The organism is Enterococcus sp. AZ126 (assembly GCF_051714545.1).
Lineage (GTDB): Bacteria > Bacillota > Bacilli > Lactobacillales > Enterococcaceae > Enterococcus_L.
In genome coordinates this window covers 200,460-220,561 of the sequence record NZ_JBIOSB010000001.1, presented here as the reverse complement: position 1 = coordinate 220,561, position 20,102 = coordinate 200,460, and the positions used below count along the sequence as shown (strand labels likewise).

The 20,102-nt window shown below is 36.1% G+C and carries 17 protein-coding genes and 1 other annotated feature; all 17 genes read right to left on the bottom strand.

Features of this window, described 5'->3' with window-relative positions:
• Nucleotides 1-83 precede the first annotated feature (83 nt).
• Nucleotides 84-656 (bottom strand): DUF1269 domain-containing protein, encoded by a 573-nt coding sequence (locus tag IGI43_RS01055; RefSeq protein WP_438755961.1) that lies wholly within the window; start codon nt 654-656, stop codon nt 84-86.
• A 69-nt stretch (nt 657-725) separates the two neighbouring features.
• The gene (locus IGI43_RS01050; RefSeq protein WP_438755960.1) at nt 726-2,576 is read right to left on the bottom strand and encodes a carbohydrate-binding domain-containing protein; all 1,851 of its coding nucleotides are present in this window, start codon (nt 2,574-2,576) and stop codon (nt 726-728) included.
• A gap of 9 nt (nt 2,577-2,585) precedes the next feature.
• On the bottom strand, nt 2,586-3,263 hold the full coding sequence (locus IGI43_RS01045; RefSeq protein ID WP_438755959.1) for a DUF4956 domain-containing protein: 678 nt from the start codon (nt 3,261-3,263) through the stop codon (nt 2,586-2,588).
• The gene (locus tag IGI43_RS01040; RefSeq protein WP_438755958.1) at nt 3,253-3,981 is read right to left on the bottom strand and encodes a polyphosphate polymerase domain-containing protein; all 729 of its coding nucleotides are present in this window, start codon (nt 3,979-3,981) and stop codon (nt 3,253-3,255) included. The genes IGI43_RS01045 and IGI43_RS01040 overlap by 11 nt, the downstream gene beginning before the upstream one ends.
• A gap of 182 nt (nt 3,982-4,163) precedes the next feature.
• Nucleotides 4,164-5,477, bottom strand: coding sequence for a GTPase ObgE (gene obgE, locus IGI43_RS01035; RefSeq protein ID WP_438755957.1), 1,314 nt, complete (start codon nt 5,475-5,477; stop codon nt 4,164-4,166).
• Between the two features lie 203 nt (nt 5,478-5,680).
• Entirely contained in the window at nt 5,681-6,670 is a 990-nt protein-coding gene (locus IGI43_RS01030; protein ID WP_438755956.1) for a DUF4003 family protein, read from the bottom strand.
• 191 nt (nt 6,671-6,861) lie between these two features.
• Nucleotides 6,862-7,890, bottom strand: a complete 1,029-nt coding sequence (locus tag IGI43_RS01025) for a 3-deoxy-7-phosphoheptulonate synthase (RefSeq protein ID WP_438755955.1) — start codon at nt 7,888-7,890, stop codon at nt 6,862-6,864.
• Between the two features lie 86 nt (nt 7,891-7,976).
• Nucleotides 7,977-8,219, bottom strand: a binding site (T-box leader).
• A 118-nt stretch (nt 8,220-8,337) separates the two neighbouring features.
• A complete protein-coding gene (gene fur / locus IGI43_RS01020; RefSeq protein ID WP_438755954.1) occupies nt 8,338-8,805 on the bottom strand; it encodes a ferric iron uptake transcriptional regulator in 468 nt (155 codons plus the stop codon).
• Nucleotides 8,806-8,928: 123 nt separating this feature from the next.
• Nucleotides 8,929-9,798 carry a CvfB family protein gene (locus IGI43_RS01015; protein WP_438755953.1) on the bottom strand — a complete coding sequence of 290 codons (870 nt, stop codon included), beginning with the start codon at nt 9,796-9,798 and terminating at the stop codon, nt 8,929-8,931.
• A gap of 19 nt (nt 9,799-9,817) precedes the next feature.
• On the bottom strand, nt 9,818-10,144 hold the full coding sequence (locus IGI43_RS01010; RefSeq protein ID WP_438755952.1) for an AzlD domain-containing protein: 327 nt from the start codon (nt 10,142-10,144) through the stop codon (nt 9,818-9,820).
• Entirely contained in the window at nt 10,137-10,841 is a 705-nt protein-coding gene (locus IGI43_RS01005) for an AzlC family ABC transporter permease (protein ID WP_438755951.1), read from the bottom strand. The genes IGI43_RS01010 and IGI43_RS01005 overlap by 8 nt, the downstream gene beginning before the upstream one ends.
• 157 nt (nt 10,842-10,998) lie before the next feature.
• Nucleotides 10,999-12,915: a cell division site-positioning protein MapZ family protein gene (locus tag IGI43_RS01000; protein ID WP_438755950.1), complete on the bottom strand. Its 1,917-nt coding sequence runs from the start codon at nt 12,913-12,915 to the stop codon at nt 10,999-11,001.
• A 158-nt stretch (nt 12,916-13,073) separates the two neighbouring features.
• On the bottom strand, nt 13,074-14,180 hold the full coding sequence (gene rpoD, locus IGI43_RS00995; RefSeq protein ID WP_025868903.1) for an RNA polymerase sigma factor RpoD: 1,107 nt from the start codon (nt 14,178-14,180) through the stop codon (nt 13,074-13,076).
• A 75-nt stretch (nt 14,181-14,255) separates the two neighbouring features.
• On the bottom strand, nt 14,256-16,163 hold the full coding sequence (gene dnaG, locus IGI43_RS00990) for a DNA primase (protein ID WP_438755949.1): 1,908 nt from the start codon (nt 16,161-16,163) through the stop codon (nt 14,256-14,258).
• A 282-nt stretch (nt 16,164-16,445) separates the two neighbouring features.
• Nucleotides 16,446-17,360, bottom strand: a complete 915-nt coding sequence (locus tag IGI43_RS00985; RefSeq protein WP_438758790.1) for an SPFH domain-containing protein — start codon at nt 17,358-17,360, stop codon at nt 16,446-16,448.
• A gap of 52 nt (nt 17,361-17,412) precedes the next feature.
• Nucleotides 17,413-17,646 carry a hypothetical protein gene (locus tag IGI43_RS00980; protein WP_438755948.1) on the bottom strand — a complete coding sequence of 78 codons (234 nt, stop codon included), beginning with the start codon at nt 17,644-17,646 and terminating at the stop codon, nt 17,413-17,415.
• A gap of 37 nt (nt 17,647-17,683) precedes the next feature.
• Complete coding sequence (locus IGI43_RS00975; protein WP_438755947.1) at nt 17,684-20,020, bottom strand: cation-translocating P-type ATPase; 2,337 nt, start codon at nt 20,018-20,020, stop codon at nt 17,684-17,686.
• Between the last annotated feature and the right edge of the window lie 82 nt (nt 20,021-20,102).

Below are 20,102 nucleotides of genomic sequence, written 5' to 3'. Positions count from 1 at the left end.
ACATCCTTATAAAAAAAGAAGACGCGTAGACATAATTTCTTTGTCACGTCTTCTCACTTCTTTATTGTAACACTGATTAACGATTAATTTTCATCAATTTTGTTTGTATCCTGTTTTTTATCGTGCCATGATTTTTTAGCTGAATCTTTTGTTTCTTTTTCTACTGCTTTAGCATCTGTAATTTCTTTTTCCACGTCTTCAAAATCTAGACGAGTAATTTCTCCACCTAATTCATTCATGATCAATTGATTTAAAGGACGATTGTCATCTTCCTCAGCGATCAAGATCAAGCCAGTTTCTCCTTCTCCAATCTGCTTTGTCACATGTTCAAAAACTGTTTGGGCTCCTTGGATTTCTTTGGCATCTTGAGAAGCTCCAAATAAACTCCCTGCAAACCAACCTAATAAGATACCTAATGGACCACCTAAAATACCAATCAGCATTCCGATCATACTATTCGTTGATGTATGATTATTGCCTGTAAAATCTAGAAAATCATCGATTTTAAACTGATGAACACCATCGTTTACATGGGTTACTACAGCCATTTGTTCTCCTTTGATTTTTTTTTCAGCATATAATTTCTTTATTTCTGAAAATGCTTGGTAAGCTTGACTTTCTACTTCAAAATGCATAATAATAACTCGTTTAGACACATGACCACCTCGTTCTTTTTGATACCCTTATTCTATCAATAAACTAGTCACTAAAGCAATGAAAATCTATTATCTCGGTGGTTGGCCACCAGGTCCTCCTCCCATTTGATTGTCTGTGACCTTTGTACCGGATTGATCAACGGATGTTACCGCATCGTTAAGTAGAATTTTTGCTAATTCTGTACCATTCGAATAATCGCTATTTTGGTATAATCCATTTTTTTCAGTACCAGAATCTTCCCCGCCAGTATATAAAGTTACGCTATCGCCAATTTTTAGATCAGGTGAACTGATAGCGATATGAGAGAAGTTTTTTTCTGGCGCAAATGAAATAATGGTATCTCCTGAAACGTTTTTAAGATTGACCAAGGTTCCTGCTTCTTGATTATTATCAAAATAAAGACTCAATGAGGCTTGAGAGGATGCATCGCTGGTACTCATCGCCATACCTGAGCTACCACTTGCAGCAAATACTCCTCCATCCATCGTAAATGTTCCATCATAATCTAGTGCTCCATTTCCATCGTCCGTTGGTCCATTTACAATTAGTGTACCGGCAGTCATTCGGATATCACCGTTACTATCAATTCCATCTCCATTTGCATTTACATAAGTCGTTCCCCCATTTATTTCTATAAATTTAGTAGTGTCTCCACCGTCATCTGGCTCACTAAAAGAATCTGTTCCGAATTGACCTCCTTGCTCATCTTCTCCTTGACTACCACCAGCAGCATTAATACCATCATCTGACGCCTTGACAGAAATATCCCCATCATTGATTGTGACCGTTGCACCTTCTAATCCTTCATATGAATTCTTGACCGTTATTGTTCCATTGTTGATGAGTAAATCTGTATCTGCATGAATACCGTCATCCCCGCTCGCCAATGAAAATGAGCCATTATTAATCGTAACTGTACCATTTGAATGGATTGTGTCATCCGCTGTGTTTAAGTCAAATGTTCCCTCATCAACGATAATATTTCCAGAAGCTTTTAATCCTTTATAACTAGAGGTGGTATCAACTGATTGATCTTCATAACCATTTACTGTTTGTATTTTGATATCAGATTTGGCAATGGACAAATTGGTTTCCGCCTGAATCCCATCATTACCTGATTGAATCGTAAATGTGCCACCATCAATTGCGATCCAGCCTTTATCTGCTTCATTACTATTATTGGCCTGAATCCCATCTCCTTCTGTTGTTTTTAATGAGAAGCTTCCATCTGCAATTGAAACAGAATCTTTTCCTTTAATTGCGTTATTTTTAGCAGTGATAGTTAAAGCTCCGTTCGTAATAATTAAATCATCTTTGCTTCGAACACCATTGCTGTAATTACCTGTAACCTCCAATGATCCTTTGCCGTTGATTGTTAAATCATCTTTGCTAAAAAAAGTAGCATCTGGTTCAGTTTGTTCAGCTGAATCAAAGGTATAATCTGTTCCATCTGAAAGAGTATTATTGGTCCCTTCTGCTAAAGTCGTGATAACTTTTTTTGCTTGTTCCACATAGATAGCAGAAGAGCTACTATTGATTATTGAAACATTATCTAACACTAAATGTACGGTTTCTTCATTTGCATTGATTTTTATTTGACCTTTGTAACTGCCTGATAAAATGTAAGTCCCACCTGCAGTAATAGAAACTGTATGATCTTTTTCGGAAACACCTGCACCTTCTATTTTACTTCCAGTATCAGTTAATTCAATCTTTGTCGCTACTTCTTCATCATAATCTTCATCAAAATCCTCTTCCTCATACACACCATATTTATTTTCAGATGATTTTTTTGCTTCTTTAACAGTGACAACTTTTTCATTACTTTTAGAAGTTGTTGTCGCTGTTTCTTTTGCACATCCAGTAAAAAGAATGAGTAAAATTGTGAAACCGACACTTGCAAATTTAATTTTTTTCATTATATTCACCTACAATTCTTCTCTATTTGTTGAAACTTTACCAGAAACAATTGTCAAATTGCCATTTCTGACGCGCATAGCATCCATCAATTCTTTTTCCATTTTGCTATCTTTTAAAGTAATTCGATAACGTAGTTCGTACAAACTCCCCATATTAGTTGTTTTCACTGAATCTAAATTAGCTGAGTATGTATACTGCTGAAATAAGTCATCGAATAGTCCAGGATAATCTAAATCTTCTGGAATCGTAATTTTCATTTCCCGTTCCGTAACTTTTTGTTTCTCTCCAAAGTGAATCGTATTTAAAGTCAATAAAAACAAGGCAATTATTAAAGAAAATAATGCAATATAGCTGACATAGCCCATTCCTGTGGCAAGACCTATTCCCATCGACCAAAAGATACTGGTTATTTCTCTAGCCCCACCTGCTACTGAACGAAATCTAATTAAACTAAATGCGCCTAAAACAGCGACTCCTGTTCCTAAATTTCCATTGACTAACATAATTACTAGCTGAACTAAAACAGGTAAAACAGCTAAAGTAATGACAAAATTTTTGCTATAAACATTCCTATACATATGAATATAAGCCACTAAAAGTCCTAAAAAAACCGACGTAATAATACAAACTAACAGTTGTTTAAGTGACAAATCAACTGAACTTTCTACTAATAGACTAGACAACATATTGAAAATCTCCTTTACAATACAAATAACGTTGATAGGTTTGGGCATATTTTGAAAATGAGGTCGGATAAATTTCAAGTTCTGCTAAAATTTCTGAAAACCATATGGGATATGCCCCCAATGCTTTCACTTCCATCAAAACATCGATTTCTGGTGCTATTTTTTCACCTTGATCCTTGAATGCACACATTAGTTGTTCTTCTCGATAACGGATATTGAAATCAAAAGTAATACGAAAATCTGCATTTTTTGAATCAAACAAGGCTCGTCTATCATAAGCAATCATCACTTTAGGTTCTAAGCTTTTTCTTGCGAACAACCAGTCAATTTCCTGTTTTACTTGCTGGTCCTTAGGTGTTTTCAATTTAAATAAATGAGGTTTTTGAATATATCCTGCCACAGATTCATAAGACAACGCCACTCTTCTTTTATAAACAACACCACTAACTTTCTTTTTTATTTCAAGAAAAACAGTGGACTCTTTATTGGGCACACCATAACTTCTGATCCGAAATTTTTCTTTGTACACTGGTTTTTCTATTGAATGACGGATCATCTCGTAATCTTTTGTATCAAAATAGATAGAAATAATTGTATGTAATCCATATTCGTCTTCTTGCATGTATGATTGTAATTTCTCCCTCAACTGATCATACATAGCATCAGTAAGAGCATATTTTTTTTCTTTTCTTTGAAAACTATTTTTTAATTTAACCATTTTAGTTCCTCCTTCGATTAAATTTATTATATAAAAGGAAACATAAATGAAGCTTAAAGAAGAAAGAATAATTCTAAATCTGAATATGTATACTTTTTAAAGATATCACTTTTATAAACTTTAGACTTCAATATAACGAAAAAAAGAGCCGATAAAATCATCAGCTCCTTTTTTCGTTATTATTATTCTACAAATTCAAACTCATACTCACCGATTCGGACAATATCTCCATCTTTCGCTCCACGAGCTCGTAACGCTTCATCAATGCCCATACCACGTAATTGACGTGCAAATCGCATAACACTTTCGTCATGTTCAAAGTTGGTCATTTGGAATAATTTCTCCAACGAATCTCCAGATAAAATCCACGTTGCATCAGAATCACGGTCAATTGTAAATTCTGGTCCTTCTGGTTGGAAACCATAACGAACAACATCTTCAACGATTTCTTCCTCATATAATGGAAATTCTGGCGTTACATCGATCAAATCAGCTGTTGCGTTAAGTAAAGGCTCGATTCCTTTACGTGAAACACCAGAAATCGGGAAAATCGGTAGATGATCTGCATACTCATCTGTCCGTTCTTTTTCGATTTTTTCTTTGAATTTTTTTAAATTTTCTTCTGCTTCCGGCATATCCATTTTATTTGCTACAATAATTTGTGGACGTTCCATCAAACGCATGTTGTGAGATGCTAGCTCTTTATTGATAGCTAGATAATCTTCATAAGGATCGCGTCCTTCCATCCCACTCATATCGATTACATGTAAAATAACTCTAGTCCGTTCAATATGGCGTAAAAATTGTGTTCCAAGTCCAACACCTTGAGATGCGCCTTCGATCAACCCTGGCAAATCTGCCGCAGCAAAACTACGTCCATCACTTGTTGACACCATTCCAAGGTTAGGAACTAATGTTGTAAAGTGATAGGCACCAATTTTAGGGCGAGCTGATGAAATAACTGAAAGTAAGGTAGATTTTCCAACTGAAGGAAAACCAACTAAACCAACGTCAGCTAAAACTTTCAATTCTAATTCGATTTTTCTTTCTTGACCAGGTTCACCATTTTCAGCAATTTCAGGTGCTGGATTTTTAGCAGAAGCAAAACGAATATTCCCTCGTCCACCTCGTCCGCCTTTTGCTACAGTCAGTGTCTGACCATTTTCAATCAAATCACCAATCAACGTACCTGTTTCAGCATCACGAACCGTTGTACCTGGCGGAACTTTTACAAAGGTATTTTCTGAGCCACGGCCATGCATGCCTTTACTCATGCCATTTTCACCTGGCTGTGCTTTAAAATGACGATTAAAGCGAAAATCCATCAAGGTACGTAATCCTTCTTCCACAACAAGAATAACATCTCCGCCTTGACCACCATCACCTCCGGCAGGTCCGCCATCAGGTACGTATTTTTCTCTACGAAAGGCAACCATTCCGTCTCCACCCTTACCAGCTTTGACATCGATCGTTACCTGATCTAAAAACATGGACATATTTTGTCCTCCTATCTTAAAGAAATTGGGATAAAGGATTTTGCATCCGAAAATAAAAGAAACCTATTTCACCATTTCTTCTGGTTTTACATTTTTTTACAATTTTAATTGTTTGTGTCGTTTTGCTTTTCAAGAACAATATCTGTTTGAAAGCCTTTCTTATTGTAAAGGTTAAACCTAAATTTGTCTAGCCAAATTCGTTTTTATGAACTGGAATTAGAAGCTGCTACAGAGACAGCAATAGCCGCAGCCACTGCACTAGCTTCTTGTGCCATCATCATTGTGATCGTTAATGCGGATATATTCAAACTATTGTTAGACAAAAGGCTCATTTCTTCATTTATCAGTAAACCTAAAGCTAAAGAATGGCGAAAATCCTTATAAAAACGTAAATTTGTTTTTTCTTCAAGAAGCTCTAAGTACTCACTTAAGGCTTGAAAATTTATTTTTTTCAACGTATTCAAAAAAGCAAGTGTGACGATACTATTGTAAAATTCAGGTCTAAATCGAAGCCCTGATCCTTTCAACTCATCTATTACAAATTCAATTTGGTCGATCAATTCAATAGAGAACTTGCCAGTTAGCATAGCAGCGGTCGCCGCAGCAAATTGAAGTTGATTTGACTTATGAAAGCCACGATCATTTAAGATTTGGTAATACTCTTCCACCAAATCTCCAACCTGTTTAGTCGTCAAAGATTTTAAGTTTTTTTTCTGAGCCAAAGCGATTGCAACCATACCATCCTCGGCACCAGTAAGAAAATAATGATGCGTCTTTAGTTTTTCAAAAATACTTTGTCCTCTACGTATGATAAATTCTTTCTCAGCTGTTTCAGTATATTGAAGCAAATAAGCCGAAAAATAAGAGTAGGAAGATGCCTGGAAACCCACATCACGCAATCGCTGATAATCAGTGATCAACAGATGAATATCTAATGCTTTCGATTTACCATTTGCTAATAACATTCCTAATAAAATCCCTCTAACTGGTTGCACTAACACATTAAAAATTCCCAGCTCACTTTGAAGCTGTTTTTCCATCCAACGGTAATCCGTATCTGAGAAAAGACGTTCATTGTTTGCGAATGATTGCGCCACTGTATAAACTACTCGTTTATCAAACCATTTCCCTTTACCTTCTTTAAATGCTTGGTAATTTATTTGAAGTAACGCAACAACATGACTTCTACTCATTTTTCCAACTCCTTCTTGATCAAAAAACAAGATGTTTGATAAAAGTTTTAAAATACGCCCATGAGGTTGGGACAGAAGCGTTTAACGCAGACTTATTTCCGAAGGCGTTGCTTCTGCTCCCACCGTTTATTCAAATTCCTTAAACTCGTAAAGTTATGGCCTAGCCTCGTAAGTCTTCTTTTTTTATTAAATCAAGCGTGTTCAGCAATATAGTTCACTAATGACTCTGTCTCATCCCATCCTAAACATGGATCAGTAATAGATTGTCCAAATGTTTTTCCATTAGCTTCTTGACGTCCACCTTCAAGGAAGCTTTCAATCATAAAACCACGGACCCATTTTTTCATATCATGATTCCACGAGCGATTGAATAAAGTTTCTTTAACGATTCTAATTTGTTCTTTATGTTGTTTTCCAGAATTGTCATGATTTGTATCAATGACGATAAACGGATTTTTGTAATCACCCTCTTTATAAAGATTTACCACTTTTAATAAATCTTCGTAATGATAGTTAGGATTGTTCTCTCCGTACTCGTTTAGACCACCTCTTAATACAACATGAGCTAAAGGGTTAGAGCTGGATTCAACTTCAAGTCCGTTAAAAATAAATTCTTGTTTTTGTTGTGCTGCATATAATGAGTTAAATAACACCTTTAAATTGCCGCTAGTTGGATTTTTCATGCCAGTGGGTTGATCGATTCCACTAGCAACGAATCGATGCTGTTGATCCTCTACAGAACGCGCTCCAACTGCAATATAACTAACTAGATCTTGAACAAATTCTAAGTTTTCAGGATAAAGCATTTCATCTGCTGTTGTTAATCCCGTTTCACTGATCACACGATTATGTAAACTGCGAACGGCTGCAATTCCTTTGATTAAATTACTTTTTCCTTCTGGATTTTGTTGATGTAATAATCCTTTATAGCCGTCGCCATTTGTCCTAGGTTTATTGGTATAAACGCGTGGAACCATAAAAATTTTATCTTGGACTTTTTCTTGTAGCTTTGCTAAGCGAGCAACATATTCCATTACAGCATCTTCATTATGTGCTGAACAGGGGCCGATCACTAAAAGAATTTTTTCATTTTTCCCTTCAATGATTTCTTTTAATTCTTGATCACGAACAGCTTTTACTTTCTCTTGTTCAGATGTTAATTTTGATAAAGATTTGACTTGTTCAAAATTGATCGGTTTGCTTAATGATTTAAAACTCATACAATAACTTCCCTTCATTTTTCCTATAATCAAACAATAAAAATTGATACGACTAAAATAAAAAAAGCCTCGTCCTCTTCATTTCTGAAAAGGACGAGACCGAATGATCCGTGTTACCACCTTTGTTTACAATCAGCTTGCACTCATTGACTTGACAGGTACAAAATTATACCCTGGCACAATAACGGGTGCACATAACCGTCACAGCCTACTCGATTCGGTGTGAAGTTCAAAGAGGAATTCAGATACATTAGGTTTGCGCGCCTCTCAACAACCGGCTACTTTCTGTACACCTGTATTATCTTACTAGTTCTTATCAAAACATTTATTGTTTATTGAAGTCATTGTAAGAGATTCTGTCAGAATTGTCAATCATTTAAAAAGTAAAAATCGAAAAACGATAATATGAAAATTTGCTTTATTCGACATTCACTATTCAGAACTAAGCTATTCAGTTGGTTGATTTTTCTTTTTTTGTTGACATGCTTGACAGATACCATGGAATGTTAGGCGATGATCTTTCACCATAAAATGATATCGTTGTTCGATCACCTGTTCTACTTCACCTAGTAAATCATCTTCTACTTCTTCGATGTTTCCACATTCTAAACATAAAAGATGATGATGGAAATGTTTTGCTCCTTCTTTACGTAAGTCATAACGCGCTAATCCGTCATTGAAGCTTACTTTATCTACGACTTTTAAGTCAGTTAAAATTTCTAATGTTCGATAAACCGTTGCTAAACCAATTTCCGGGCTCTTCTGCTTTACTAAAAAGTAAATATCTTCTGCAGATAAATGATCTTTCTCATTTTCAAGTAGGACCAAAACTGTTGCCTCTCGTTGAGGCGTCAGCTTGAAACCAGATTCATGCAATTGTTGTTTTGTCTTCTTTAAAGCAGCAGTAGAATCCATTAATGCAGCCCCTTAATTATAATAATTATAATCTAGAATCGTCATTTCTAGTATTACATTATAATAAGTATAAAATATCTCTTGAGTATTTGCAAGTGATTCTCAATTAGAATAAACAAACTACTATTTTTCTGATTGATCTTCTTTTAAACGAGTCAATCCTGCTTCTTGCGTAATCTTTCCTTGCTTCAACAAATTACCGATTGCACGTTTGAATTGTGCTTTGCTGATACCGAAAGTTTGTTTGATTTCTTCAGGATTTGATTTATCTGTAAAAGGAATAGTATGATCTGCTGATCGTTCCAAAAACGTTAAGATCATCGCTGCATCATCACTGATAGCCTCATAACCACGTGGTTTCAAAGAAATATTAAGGGTCCCATCCGGGCGTACACCGATCACACGACCATTCACTCTTTCCCCTAAACGAGGTTCTTGATAGCGTTCTGAAGGGTGGATAAAGGCACTATAAAAATCATCCGTCAAAACAAATGAACCAACCATTTTTAAGCGGTACACGATGCCGCTGATATTTTCATTTTTCAACTCTTCCATCCCAGGTTTGGCCATCGCTTTAAAAATTTTCTCATCTGCTAATTCGCCCCAGATTCGTTCTTTATTATCAACTTTTAAAGCGATCATCAATTGATCCCCTTTTTTAGGCCATAATTCACGCATTACAGGCAGTTCATCCAATGAAACGACAACATCCTTATCTTTTAAACCAATGTCCACAAAGGCGCCTAAATCACGTCTTGTACCTGTCACTGTTCCGAATGCATATTGGCCTATCCGAGCCGTAGGTATGTTCGTCGTCATCTCTGGTTCTTGTTTTTGGTTCATATAACCGAAGCCTTCTACAGCTTCACCGATTTCATGCGTACCTTCTTCTTTAGATAAACGCAATGTAATCCCATTTTTTTGCAAAAAGTAGTGACTTTCATTTTCATCGATTACTAATGCTGTAAAAATTTGTGCTAATAATTCGTTCATATTATTCTCCTTCTGGCACTTAGCCTAAAAAAATACGTAATAATGCAATCGTAACGATTCCTACTACAACTGTTTTCATCAAATCTTTTGTACGAATAGCAACAAGTAAAGTAGGAATACAGCTTAACGCTTCTAACGTTTTTACTTTAGGAAAGCCTGTTGCCTGAACTTCTAAAATACTCTGAAATAAGAGTGCCGTCAAGATACAAATGGGAATATACGATAAAAAGCGCAGAAACCATTCTGGAAAATCTACTCGTTTTGAAATCAAAAAGGGAAAAATCCGTGGAATCCAAGTAACGATCGAACACCCTAGAATCGTCAACAAAACATAATTATTACTCATGATGATTCACCATCCCAACTGTACAGCCTAAAAGTGTAGCGAATAAAACGGAAATCTCTGACGAAAAAAAGCCCATAAAAACGTACAACGATAGACAAACTGTTCCTAAAACAATCAATGTTTCTTTCGTATGCTTTTTGATGGGTCCATCTACTTGTAAAATAAACAATCCCGCAAACATTGCTACTAAAGCAAAATCTAGGCCTAAAAGGTAAGGATCTGGGATAAAGGCACCCAACAATCCACCTATGATAGTTGAAATGATCCACGCTAAATAAGCCGTGATATTTAACCCATGAGTCCAAGCAGAACTCACTTGACGGTCGTTTGTTAATGCTGTCATGAGTACGCCATAAGATTCATCCGTTAAAAGAGTACCGATTCCAATACTAGTTATCAGCGGTTCTTTCTTGAAATAAGAAGCCACAGACATACTCATTAAAAAATGGCGTAAATTAACTAAAAAAGTCGTAAAAATAATTGCTGAGATTGGTGACTGGATCGCTAGCATACCACAAATAATAAACTGGGCTCCACCGGCATAAACTAAAATCGACATCAGTGCGATCTCCATAATGGATAGTCCAACATTTTTTCCTACTACTCCCGCTGCGATACCAATTCCTAAATAACCCAAAATCGTTGGGATGCAGGCATTTATCCCTTCTTTAAACGTTACATATTCTTTATTTTCCATACCATTCTCCTCGTACTGAAACCAATCGTCATTGGTATTTATTAAAAAATAAAGGCAAAGTAAATTCGCTCTACCTTTATTCGTTATTTAGGGTGTGAAACAAAAGTGACTTTTACTTTCGTTTCACACCCACCTTCATTTTCTGAAAAATAATGTCTTATCTTCCTGCATTTCTTGAAGCATTCCCTTTGAACCAACCAGTTTTAGCATTGATCGTTACTAAATATTGGTTATCTGCTCCATATAAATTATAATAACCTTCGCCGTCTATAATTCTTGCTGGTTGTAAAGAATAGCCTCCTTCTTTGATATACCCACGTTCAATACTTGTGGCAATTACTTTTTCTTTAACACCAGGTGCCCAACTCCAAGCAGGATTACTCATATCACTGACATCATTAGGATTCACTGAGTACACAGGATCCGTGTAAACGCCTTGAGCATTCGGTCCTGAGAACGTGTTAGAGTCAGGTTGTGCGCCATTTGTCGCTTGTGTATCATTTCCCTGACTACCTGTGCTCCCATTCGATTGAGCAGGAGTTTGATCTGCAATTGCTTGTTGCTCTGCAATCGCTGCCTCTGTATCTTTTAATGACGCATCAGCTTTTACTAAAGCTTCATTTAATGGTTTGCGTAATGTTTCGCTTTTGACTTTATCGACTTCTGTCTTAGCGGCTGTATAATTTTCTCTGGTCAAAGCATCTGTCAATTCATTGTTTTTATAAAAAACATCTACGGCTGCTTTTGCAGTTTGCAATTGATCATATTGATTCACAGCTTGATCTGTTGCCTGATTCAGTAATTTATCAAAGTCGTCAGTTCCTTCACGCTTTGCAAGGTCTACTTTTTTATCAGCTTTGATTGCAACATCTTTTAATTTGTTTCCGTCGATGATCGGTTGCACAAATAGTTCATTTACTTTGGTAATCGCAGTCTGCTTCTCAACTACTTTATTATAAAGGGATTCTAGATCTTTATAGTTGGGCTCTTCTTTAAGAGTATCTAAATTTTCTTTGATAGATTTTGGACTAACACTAACCATTTCTGGTTTAAGAAACAGTTGTTTATCATCTGTAAAATAACTATTTAATTCTTTTTCAGTTTGGGTAGCTAATTTTTCTTGTTTTTGTGTCACTTGACCATTAGTTGATGGCTTCTTTTGTGTCTGACTATAGGCCAACCATGAACCTCCAGCAAGTACAACAACTGCCGCTAAAATAATCGACATTTTTTTATAGTTCTTGTGTGTTGAAGGACCTGAATCCTCTTTTTTTATTTCTTTTGGTTTGGACTCTTCATCTTTTGATGTTTCAAATTGTTTTTTAACTGTCTTAGCTTCTTCTCCATCTTTAAAGAAAATCGGCGCTTCGTCCATTTCTATTTCTTCAGGTTTTTTACTTTTTGATGGGATTTCTGCTGTATTGTTTGGCAATGCTTTTGGACCGATCGGTTTTGTGTCAGTTACTGCTTCTTCTGGTTTAGTGAATCTTTTGATTTCTTCTTTTGGTAATGTTTCATTTTCTTGATTTAACTCTTTGTCTGGTGTTTCAGTTGTTTTTTTATCGGATTCGTTTAGATTCACTTCATCTTGTCCTTTATCATTTGATTCTAGTTCTCCACCAGAGGCTAATGGTTGCTCGTCAATTTCTAGCTTTTGAACATCTTCATCTGTCTTTTCTGATTCGATTGGTGCATCAACAATTGGTTTATCATTTTTATGTTCATTGATGTATTGATTTAAAGCAGCGGTGTTCAACGGTTTGTCATTTGGTGAAATGGTGTCTTTTTCAGCGTTTTCTTTTTCTTCTGTTGGCGATGCTTTTTCTTCTTTCGGCTCAATTGGTGTTTTTTCTTCTGGTTGTTGTTCATTAAACATTGTCATCACATGACCAATGCTCATATCTTTTAATTCTGACCATTCGATATTTTCATTTTGTTCTTTATTTAAAAAATTAGAAGTATCGTCTGTCTTTTCTTCTTTTGACTGATTTTCTTTAAAAGAATAACCACATTTTGAACAGATTTCTTCTTGGTTATCTATTTCATTTCCGCAATTCGGACATTTTTTCGTCATTCATTCCGCCTCACATTCTACACATTCGTAAATCTAATCTACCATAAAATCGCGTTTCTTCCAATATGTACTATCTAACTTTTTTGTTACGATTGTTAAAAACAGCCCTTTCCGAAAGAAATCGAAAAGAGCTGTTCAAATTTTTTGAAAAAAACTTCTTATTCTAGAAAATCCTTCAATTGTTTAGAACGAGAAGGATGGCGTAATTTACGTAGTGCTTTCGCTTCGATTTGACGAATCCGTTCGCGTGTTACACCAAATACTTTCCCCACTTCTTCCAATGTTCGTGTCCGACCATCATCTAAACCAAAGCGTAAACGTAACACATTTTCTTCGCGGTCAGTCAATGTGTCAAGTACATCTTCTAATTGTTCTTTCAACAACTCATATGCTGCATGTTCAGCAGGACTTGTTGCATCTTGGTCTTCAATGAAGTCACCAAGGTGAGAATCATCTTCTTCACCGATCGGTGTTTCCAACGAAACTGGCTCTTGTGCAATTTTTAAGATTTCACGTACTTTTTCAGTTGGTAAGTCCATTTCTGCACCGATTTCTTCAGGTGTTGGTTCCCGACCCAAATCTTGCAGTAATTGACGTTGGATTCGAATCAATTTGTTGATCGTTTCCACCATATGCACAGGAATTCGAATCGTTCTAGCTTGGTCAGCAATCGCACGAGTGATCGCTTGACGAATCCACCATGTCGCATAAGTTGAAAATTTAAATCCTTTACGATAATCAAATTTTTCAACAGCTTTCATTAGACCCATATTTCCTTCTTGGATCAGATCAAGAAATTGCATGCCACGTCCTACATAACGCTTTGCAATCGAAACAACTAAACGTAAGTTAGCTTCTGCTAAACGTTGTTTTGCTTCTTGATCCCCTTCTTCGATTTTTAAGGCTAATTCTACTTCTTCTGCTGCCGTTAATAATTGGACACGCCCGATCTCTTTTAAATACATACGGACAGGATCATTGATTTTAACACCAGTCGGGGCAGATAAATCTTCCATTTGGGCTTTTTCAGCAACTTTAGCGTCTTTTTTTAGACTATGTTCACTTGGATCACCATTTTCATCAACAACACTGATTCCAGCATCTTCAACTTTTTGGATCAACTTCTCCATTTCGTCGGCATTCAATGTAAATGGCGTTGCTAATTTGTTTGTTAGATCATCATAAAGAACATTGCCTTTCGGTTTGCTCTCTTTGATAAAGGCTGCCAATGCAGCTGCATATTTTTTTTCTGTTTCTTTTTCCATGAAAGAAGGCCCCCTTCATTTTTCCATTCGGCTAAATATATAAATAATAGTCAATTACATTGTCTAAAAGAATCATTAAGACGCTGTACGACTTTTTTGCAATTGTTTTACTAAGTTTACGACTTCGATTGCTAGTTCATCTACTAACTGCTTATTTCCAAGGCGTTCTGCCTCTTTTTTCTGCAGTTGTTTTTCTTTAATTTGATCTTCTAAGCTAGAATTTTCAATCACTCTTATGACGTCAGCAATTTCACGCTCCGAACTTTCTTCAGAAATTACTTGCAAAGACACATCAATCGCTAACTTCTTAACCGCTTCTTCTTTGAGATAATCAATAAAATCAGCAAGTAAAAAGTCGGAATGAATGCTCATATAACTGTCCAATAATAAATAAAGTTCCTGATATTGGTCATGAGCAAAACTAAATTCTGATAGCTGAATCATTTGATTTCTGACGCTTTGTTCATTCATCAAACGATAAAGTAATGTACGCTCTGCTTTTTCTACTTGCGTCAAAGGCAACTTATTTTGCACTAAAGGAGTGGACATCTCTTCAGGCATTTCGGGTGGTTCAAGCATATCATCAAATTCATATAGTTGAGGTGCAGGCGTTGTTTGTTGCTGGCGTTCACGTCTTTTGGTTGAGCGTTGTTGTGTTTCTAATTGTTTTAGTTGCTCTTCTAAAGAATGAAAAGATAATTGGAATTCTTGTGCTAATTGATTTAAATAACGATCTCGCTCTAACGGCGACTGCACTAATATCAACTCTTGTAACAAATCGTTCACATAATCTAGTTGCTCTTTTTCGTTATTCATATTTCTAGTCAAACGATGATAGTGCATTTTAAAACTAAAAACTGTCTCTCGACCATGCAATGCTAACTCACGAAATGACTCGTCACCATATTTTCTCAAATACTCGTCTGGATCCAATTTTTCTGGAATACTGACGATACTTAATTGAAAACGACTGTGCTCGCTTAACAAAGAAATCGCACGATTGGTCGCTTCTACTCCAGCTGTGTCACCATCGTAACAAACCACTAGTTCTTTTGCTACACGTTCGAGTTTACGGATCTGCTCATTGGTCAAACTAGTTCCCATCGACGCAACACCACTCGTGATACCCGCTTGCCAAGCTGCGATAACATCCATAAATCCTTCAAAAAGAAATACGGTATCTTCTTTACGGATTTCCTTACGAGCTTTATCAAAGTTAAATAAGGTATCTCTTTTATTAAACAAAACAGTTTCCGGACTATTTAGATATTTAGGCATATCATCACCCGAAAAATCTTCTGTTTTAAGTAATCTTCCTGAAAAAGCAATTATATTTCCACGATCGTCATTAATTGGAAACATGACACGCTGATAAAAACGATCCAAAAATTCACCGTTGTCTCTTTGGATAAACAATCCCGACTCTTTTGATAACTCTTCAGCAATTTCATCATTTTGAAATACTTGAGTCAAGAAATCACGCTTTTGAGGTGCGAACCCTATTTTGAATGTTTCGATCAGTTCTTTGGTCAATCCGCGCTCTAATAAATAATTCAACGCTGGCTCACCTATTTGTGTGTTCATCAAAACATGATGGTATAGATCCGCTGCCTTTTTATGCAGTTCAATTAATTTTCGATTTTGGAAATTTCCCGTCGAGTCAGACTCCATTGTATTAACCCAATCGATATTGACAGGTATCTGTTCTAATTCAGCCACTCTTCTCACGGATTCTGGAAAATTGATTCCTTCTATTTCTTGCAGAAAATTAAAAACAGTTCCGCCTTTTCCGCAGCCAAAACAGTGAAAAATTTGTTTGTCTTCTGCTACTGAAAATGAAGGGGAACGTTCTTCATGAAACGGACATAAACCCATATAATTCTTGCCGGATTTTTTTAATTGAACATATTGTCCAACCACATCAACGATGTTCGTACGTTGTCGTACTTCCTCGATAACTTCTTGAGGAATTCTTTGTGCCACTGTTCTCACCTCCAAAAAATAGCCAAAAGCTAATTCATGCGATAGTCAGTAAAAAAGCACTGAAAGCTTCAGCGCGACTTTTAAAAGACACAATTACACATGTTTCATTGTATCATACTAATCATAATTTTCAAGTAAATTGCATTTTTATTTTCATAGCGAATGTATTTTAACGGCATTAGTTTACATAAAAATATTATAGTAACTTGATTTATCATAAATAAATAGAAAAAACAGACCACTATCATCTGTTTTTTCATCTATTAGCTATAAAGACTGAGATTACTTTCTCAGTTCATTGTGAGTCTCTTGAATTTTAGTATCTTGTGCCGTCCACAACTCCTTAACGACAGGGATATTTCCTAATTCAGTCATGTTACTTGGTAAGATCACTGTATTTGTGTCACTTCTGACAACTTGCTTAAATGCTTCAATTCCTAAATAAGCTAACGCTTGATCATTTAAGTCACTCTCTTTGATTGCTTGATTCAACGATAAAATACGTTGTCTCTCAGCTTCTGTTGTAATACGAATACGTTCTGCTTCCGCATCCGCATCAATTTTTGTTCGTTCTGCTCTCGCGTTTGCATCGATTTTTGTTTGCTTCGCTCTAGCTTCAGCGTCGATTTGCATTTGGGACGCATTTGCTTCTGAGTCCAAGATGATCGATTGTTTTCTACCTTCTGAAATCGTGATCGTCGATTCTTTATCTCGACTTGCCGTGATCAGTTTGTTCATTGAATTTACAATTTCATCTGACACAGAAATTTCACCAATATTGATTCGATCGATAGATAAACCGTAGCCGGCCGTGATGTCTTTGACACTTTCAAATAAACTTACGTTAATCTCTTCTGTACCATTAAGCACTTCATTTAAGTCCATCTTCCCTATGATGCCGCGTAAATTTGACTGGCAATCTTGAATCATAGACGTAACTGAATCTTCATTATCATAAACGAAAGCCCGAACATCTGTTACATGATATTTGATTGCTTCATCCACCTCAACAATTACATTATCACGTGTAATGACGCTTTGAGATTCAATTTCTAAAGGTGTTTGTTTTAAAGAAACGCGTCCCCTTACTTTGTATAGTACTGGAATCAGGAAATGAAGTCCAGGGTCGATTGTTTTAACATACTTACCAAAACTTTCAACTATTTTTACTTCACCTTGTTGGACAATAATGACCATTTTCGAGATAAGAATCAGAATCAAGACAAGAACAATAATAAAAATTAAACTATTAAGGATTATCAATATAATTCACATCACTTTCGAATAAATAGTTATTTACAGATACAAATAATTCTGTGCTGGAAAAATCTACGACCTCCAACATCGCCCCCTTTTCAGGGATGCCATTAATTACACGATACATATATGGACTGCCATAAATCCGTATGACACCATTAAAATTATCTGTAGCTGAGCGAAAACATTTCCCAATCGTTTTGCGCATTTGATATTCTCCACTCATAGATCCCCCTCCTTATTTTTATACTTTTCATCTCGTTTTAAAGATCCTTGATCGTTTTACCAGCTCGTTTCATTTGGAAAAGACCGATCATGATTCGAACCACAATATTAAATAGCATCATCACAGCAAAAATCGGTAATGTTTGGTGATTTAAAAATCCTACTTCTAAAATACTATGGAACAGCATTGCAGCAACATAAATACCACCAACAGTTGTAATAGCTAAGAAAATCCTTAATGGATTAAACGGCAAACACGCACGAACGACTGCCATACAACTAATACCGATCAATAAATAATACATCAATGTCGTTGTTTCCATTTGAGCGAACCCTTGATTTTGTCCCATCAAGTAAACAGCCACGATATTGAACACTACTAAAACTGCATTGACAGACGCATTTCTCAATGCTGTTGGTAAGAATTTTCCTTGTACTTTTCGTTTATCGCTTTCAAATGACAAGAAGAATGCCGGATATCCTTCAATTGCTAAATCGATCAAGGTGATTTGAATCGGAATGAAAGGAAATGCAATTGTCGTAATCACGCAGATCATCGATAAAATGAACGAATAAATTGTTTTTATAAAGAAAACACTCGCAACTTTGGTTACATTATTCACAACACGTCGACCTTCGAATAAGACATCGGGTAATGTCGTGAAATCAGAGTCCAATAACACTAAATTAGAAATTTGTCTCGTTGCCCCATCACCTTCTGCCATGGCAATGCTGCAATCTGCTTCTCTTAAAGCTAGAACATCATTAACGCCATCACCTGTCATCGCTACAACATGATCATTATCTTTTAATTCGCGAACGATCGTACGTTTTTGTTGGGGAGTTACACGACCAAAAACAGTATAATCATGAACTGCTCTACGCACGTCTTCTTCTGTTTCCATCGTGGACATATCAATATATGATTCATAGCCAAATAATCCGGCGCGACGCGCAATATTAGAAACCGTGACTGGGTTATCACCAGAAATAACTTTTAAATCGATTCCTTCTTCACGTAAATACGCTAACGTTTCATTAGCATTTTGACGAATTGGGTCATCGATTTCTACCACTGCTAATGGTTCTAAATAGGGCATATTTTCTTCATCTAATGGCGTATTTTCTGCAATTCCCAACATTAACACACGGTATCCGTTCTCTTGTGCGTCAATCACTTCTTTTGGCAAACGCTCAGCTGCAACTAATTTTTCAGGCGCACCAAGATAAACTGTCCCGAGCTCTTTAAATTCAATCGCTCCCCATTTTCTTTCGGAAGAAAATGACAGCGTCTTAATAGCACCAAAACGGTTTGAAAGTTCAAAATAATCACGAATTGCTTGCATCGTAATGTTGTTATCTGTACTTTCTGCTAAATAGCTACCCATGATTTGCGGGAAATTTTCATGGTAATTTGGATGCAACACTTCAACTTTTTGAACTTTCATTTTACCTTCAGTGATTGTTCCAGTCTTATCTAAACAAAGTGTATCGACATGGGCTAATGTTTCAATTGAATACATATCTTGAACCAGAATACGTTTTTTGGCCAACTTTACAACCCCTGTTGTCAGCGTAATACTGATCAAGAGAACCAAGCCTTTTGGCAGCATTCCAAGTAAAGCCGCTGCCGATGCCACTACCGATGCTTCTATACCAGAGTCACGTATCATAAAACCTTCTACAAACAAAATGATCCCCAAAGGAATAATCACAACGCTCGTAAATTTCGATACTTTACGAATTGAATTAACTAATTCAGACTGAATTGGTTTATGAACTTTTGCTTCAGCTGTGATCTTAACCGCGTAATTATCTGCCCCGACATGAATCACTTTTCCATACACTTGACCACTTGCTAGAAAACTACCAGATAATAAAACGTCACCTTCCGTTTTTTCGATCAAATCTGATTCACCAGTTAGCAATGCTTCATTCGCTTCTGCTTTTCCATCTAATACTTCCATATCAGACGGAACTTGTTCCCCAGCAGAGATCAAAACAATATCATCTATTACTAATTCTTTTGTATCGATTTCTACCTCTTTACCGTCACGAATAACATGAACGCTTTCTTTGGCGACAATCGATAATTTCTGTACTAAGTTTCTAGCATGGATTTCTTGATAGATCCCCATTCCCATATTCACTAATATAATGGCTAAAAAGGCTAAATTGGAGTAGGCTCCAACAAAAAGAAGACAAAGTGCGATTCCAAAGTTTAAAAAGTTAAACAATGTCATTACGTTATCATAGATAATGGCCTTTGTGGATTTAGCGACATTCTCTTCGTAGTCGTTCTGTAATCCCTGTTTTTTTCGTTCTTCTACCTCTAATTGAGTCAATCCTTGTTTTCGATCAAACTTATTTGTCATGGATTTGATTCCCTACTTTCTCATTGTTAAAAATACATCTTCTTTAGTTTACTTGTTAATAGAAAGAACTTCAAGAAAATCC

What these genes read in the sequence shown, in the direction of transcription:
- IGI43_RS01050 (WP_438755960.1), bottom strand. Translation starts at nt 2,576, where the DNA reads ATGAAAAAAATTAAATTTGCAAGTGTCGGTTTCACAATTTTACTCATT.
- IGI43_RS01045 (WP_438755959.1), bottom strand. Translation starts at nt 3,263, where the DNA reads ATGTTGTCTAGTCTATTAGTAGAAAGTTCAGTTGATTTGTCACTTAAA.
- IGI43_RS01040 (WP_438755958.1), bottom strand. Translation starts at nt 3,981, where the DNA reads ATGGTTAAATTAAAAAATAGTTTTCAAAGAAAAGAAAAAAAATATGCT.
- obgE (WP_438755957.1), bottom strand. Translation starts at nt 5,477, where the DNA reads ATGTCCATGTTTTTAGATCAGGTAACGATCGATGTCAAAGCTGGTAAG.
- IGI43_RS01030 (WP_438755956.1), bottom strand. Translation starts at nt 6,670, where the DNA reads ATGAGTAGAAGTCATGTTGTTGCGTTACTTCAAATAAATTACCAAGCA.
- IGI43_RS01025 (WP_438755955.1), bottom strand. Translation starts at nt 7,890, where the DNA reads ATGAGTTTTAAATCATTAAGCAAACCGATCAATTTTGAACAAGTCAAA.
- fur (WP_438755954.1), bottom strand. Translation starts at nt 8,805, where the DNA reads ATGGATTCTACTGCTGCTTTAAAGAAGACAAAACAACAATTGCATGAA.
- IGI43_RS01015 (WP_438755953.1), bottom strand. Translation starts at nt 9,798, where the DNA reads ATGAACGAATTATTAGCACAAATTTTTACAGCATTAGTAATCGATGAA.
- IGI43_RS01010 (WP_438755952.1), bottom strand. Translation starts at nt 10,144, where the DNA reads ATGAGTAATAATTATGTTTTGTTGACGATTCTAGGGTGTTCGATCGTT.
- IGI43_RS01005 (WP_438755951.1), bottom strand. Translation starts at nt 10,841, where the DNA reads ATGGAAAATAAAGAATATGTAACGTTTAAAGAAGGGATAAATGCCTGC.
- IGI43_RS01000 (WP_438755950.1), bottom strand. Translation starts at nt 12,915, where the DNA reads ATGACGAAAAAATGTCCGAATTGCGGAAATGAAATAGATAACCAAGAA.
- rpoD (WP_025868903.1), bottom strand. Translation starts at nt 14,180, where the DNA reads ATGGAAAAAGAAACAGAAAAAAAATATGCAGCTGCATTGGCAGCCTTT.
- IGI43_RS00985 (WP_438758790.1), bottom strand. Translation starts at nt 17,360, where the DNA reads ATGGTCATTATTGTCCAACAAGGTGAAGTAAAAATAGTTGAAAGTTTT.
- IGI43_RS00980 (WP_438755948.1), bottom strand. Translation starts at nt 17,646, where the DNA reads ATGAGTGGAGAATATCAAATGCGCAAAACGATTGGGAAATGTTTTCGC.
- IGI43_RS00975 (WP_438755947.1), bottom strand. Translation starts at nt 20,020, where the DNA reads ATGACAAATAAGTTTGATCGAAAACAAGGATTGACTCAATTAGAGGTA.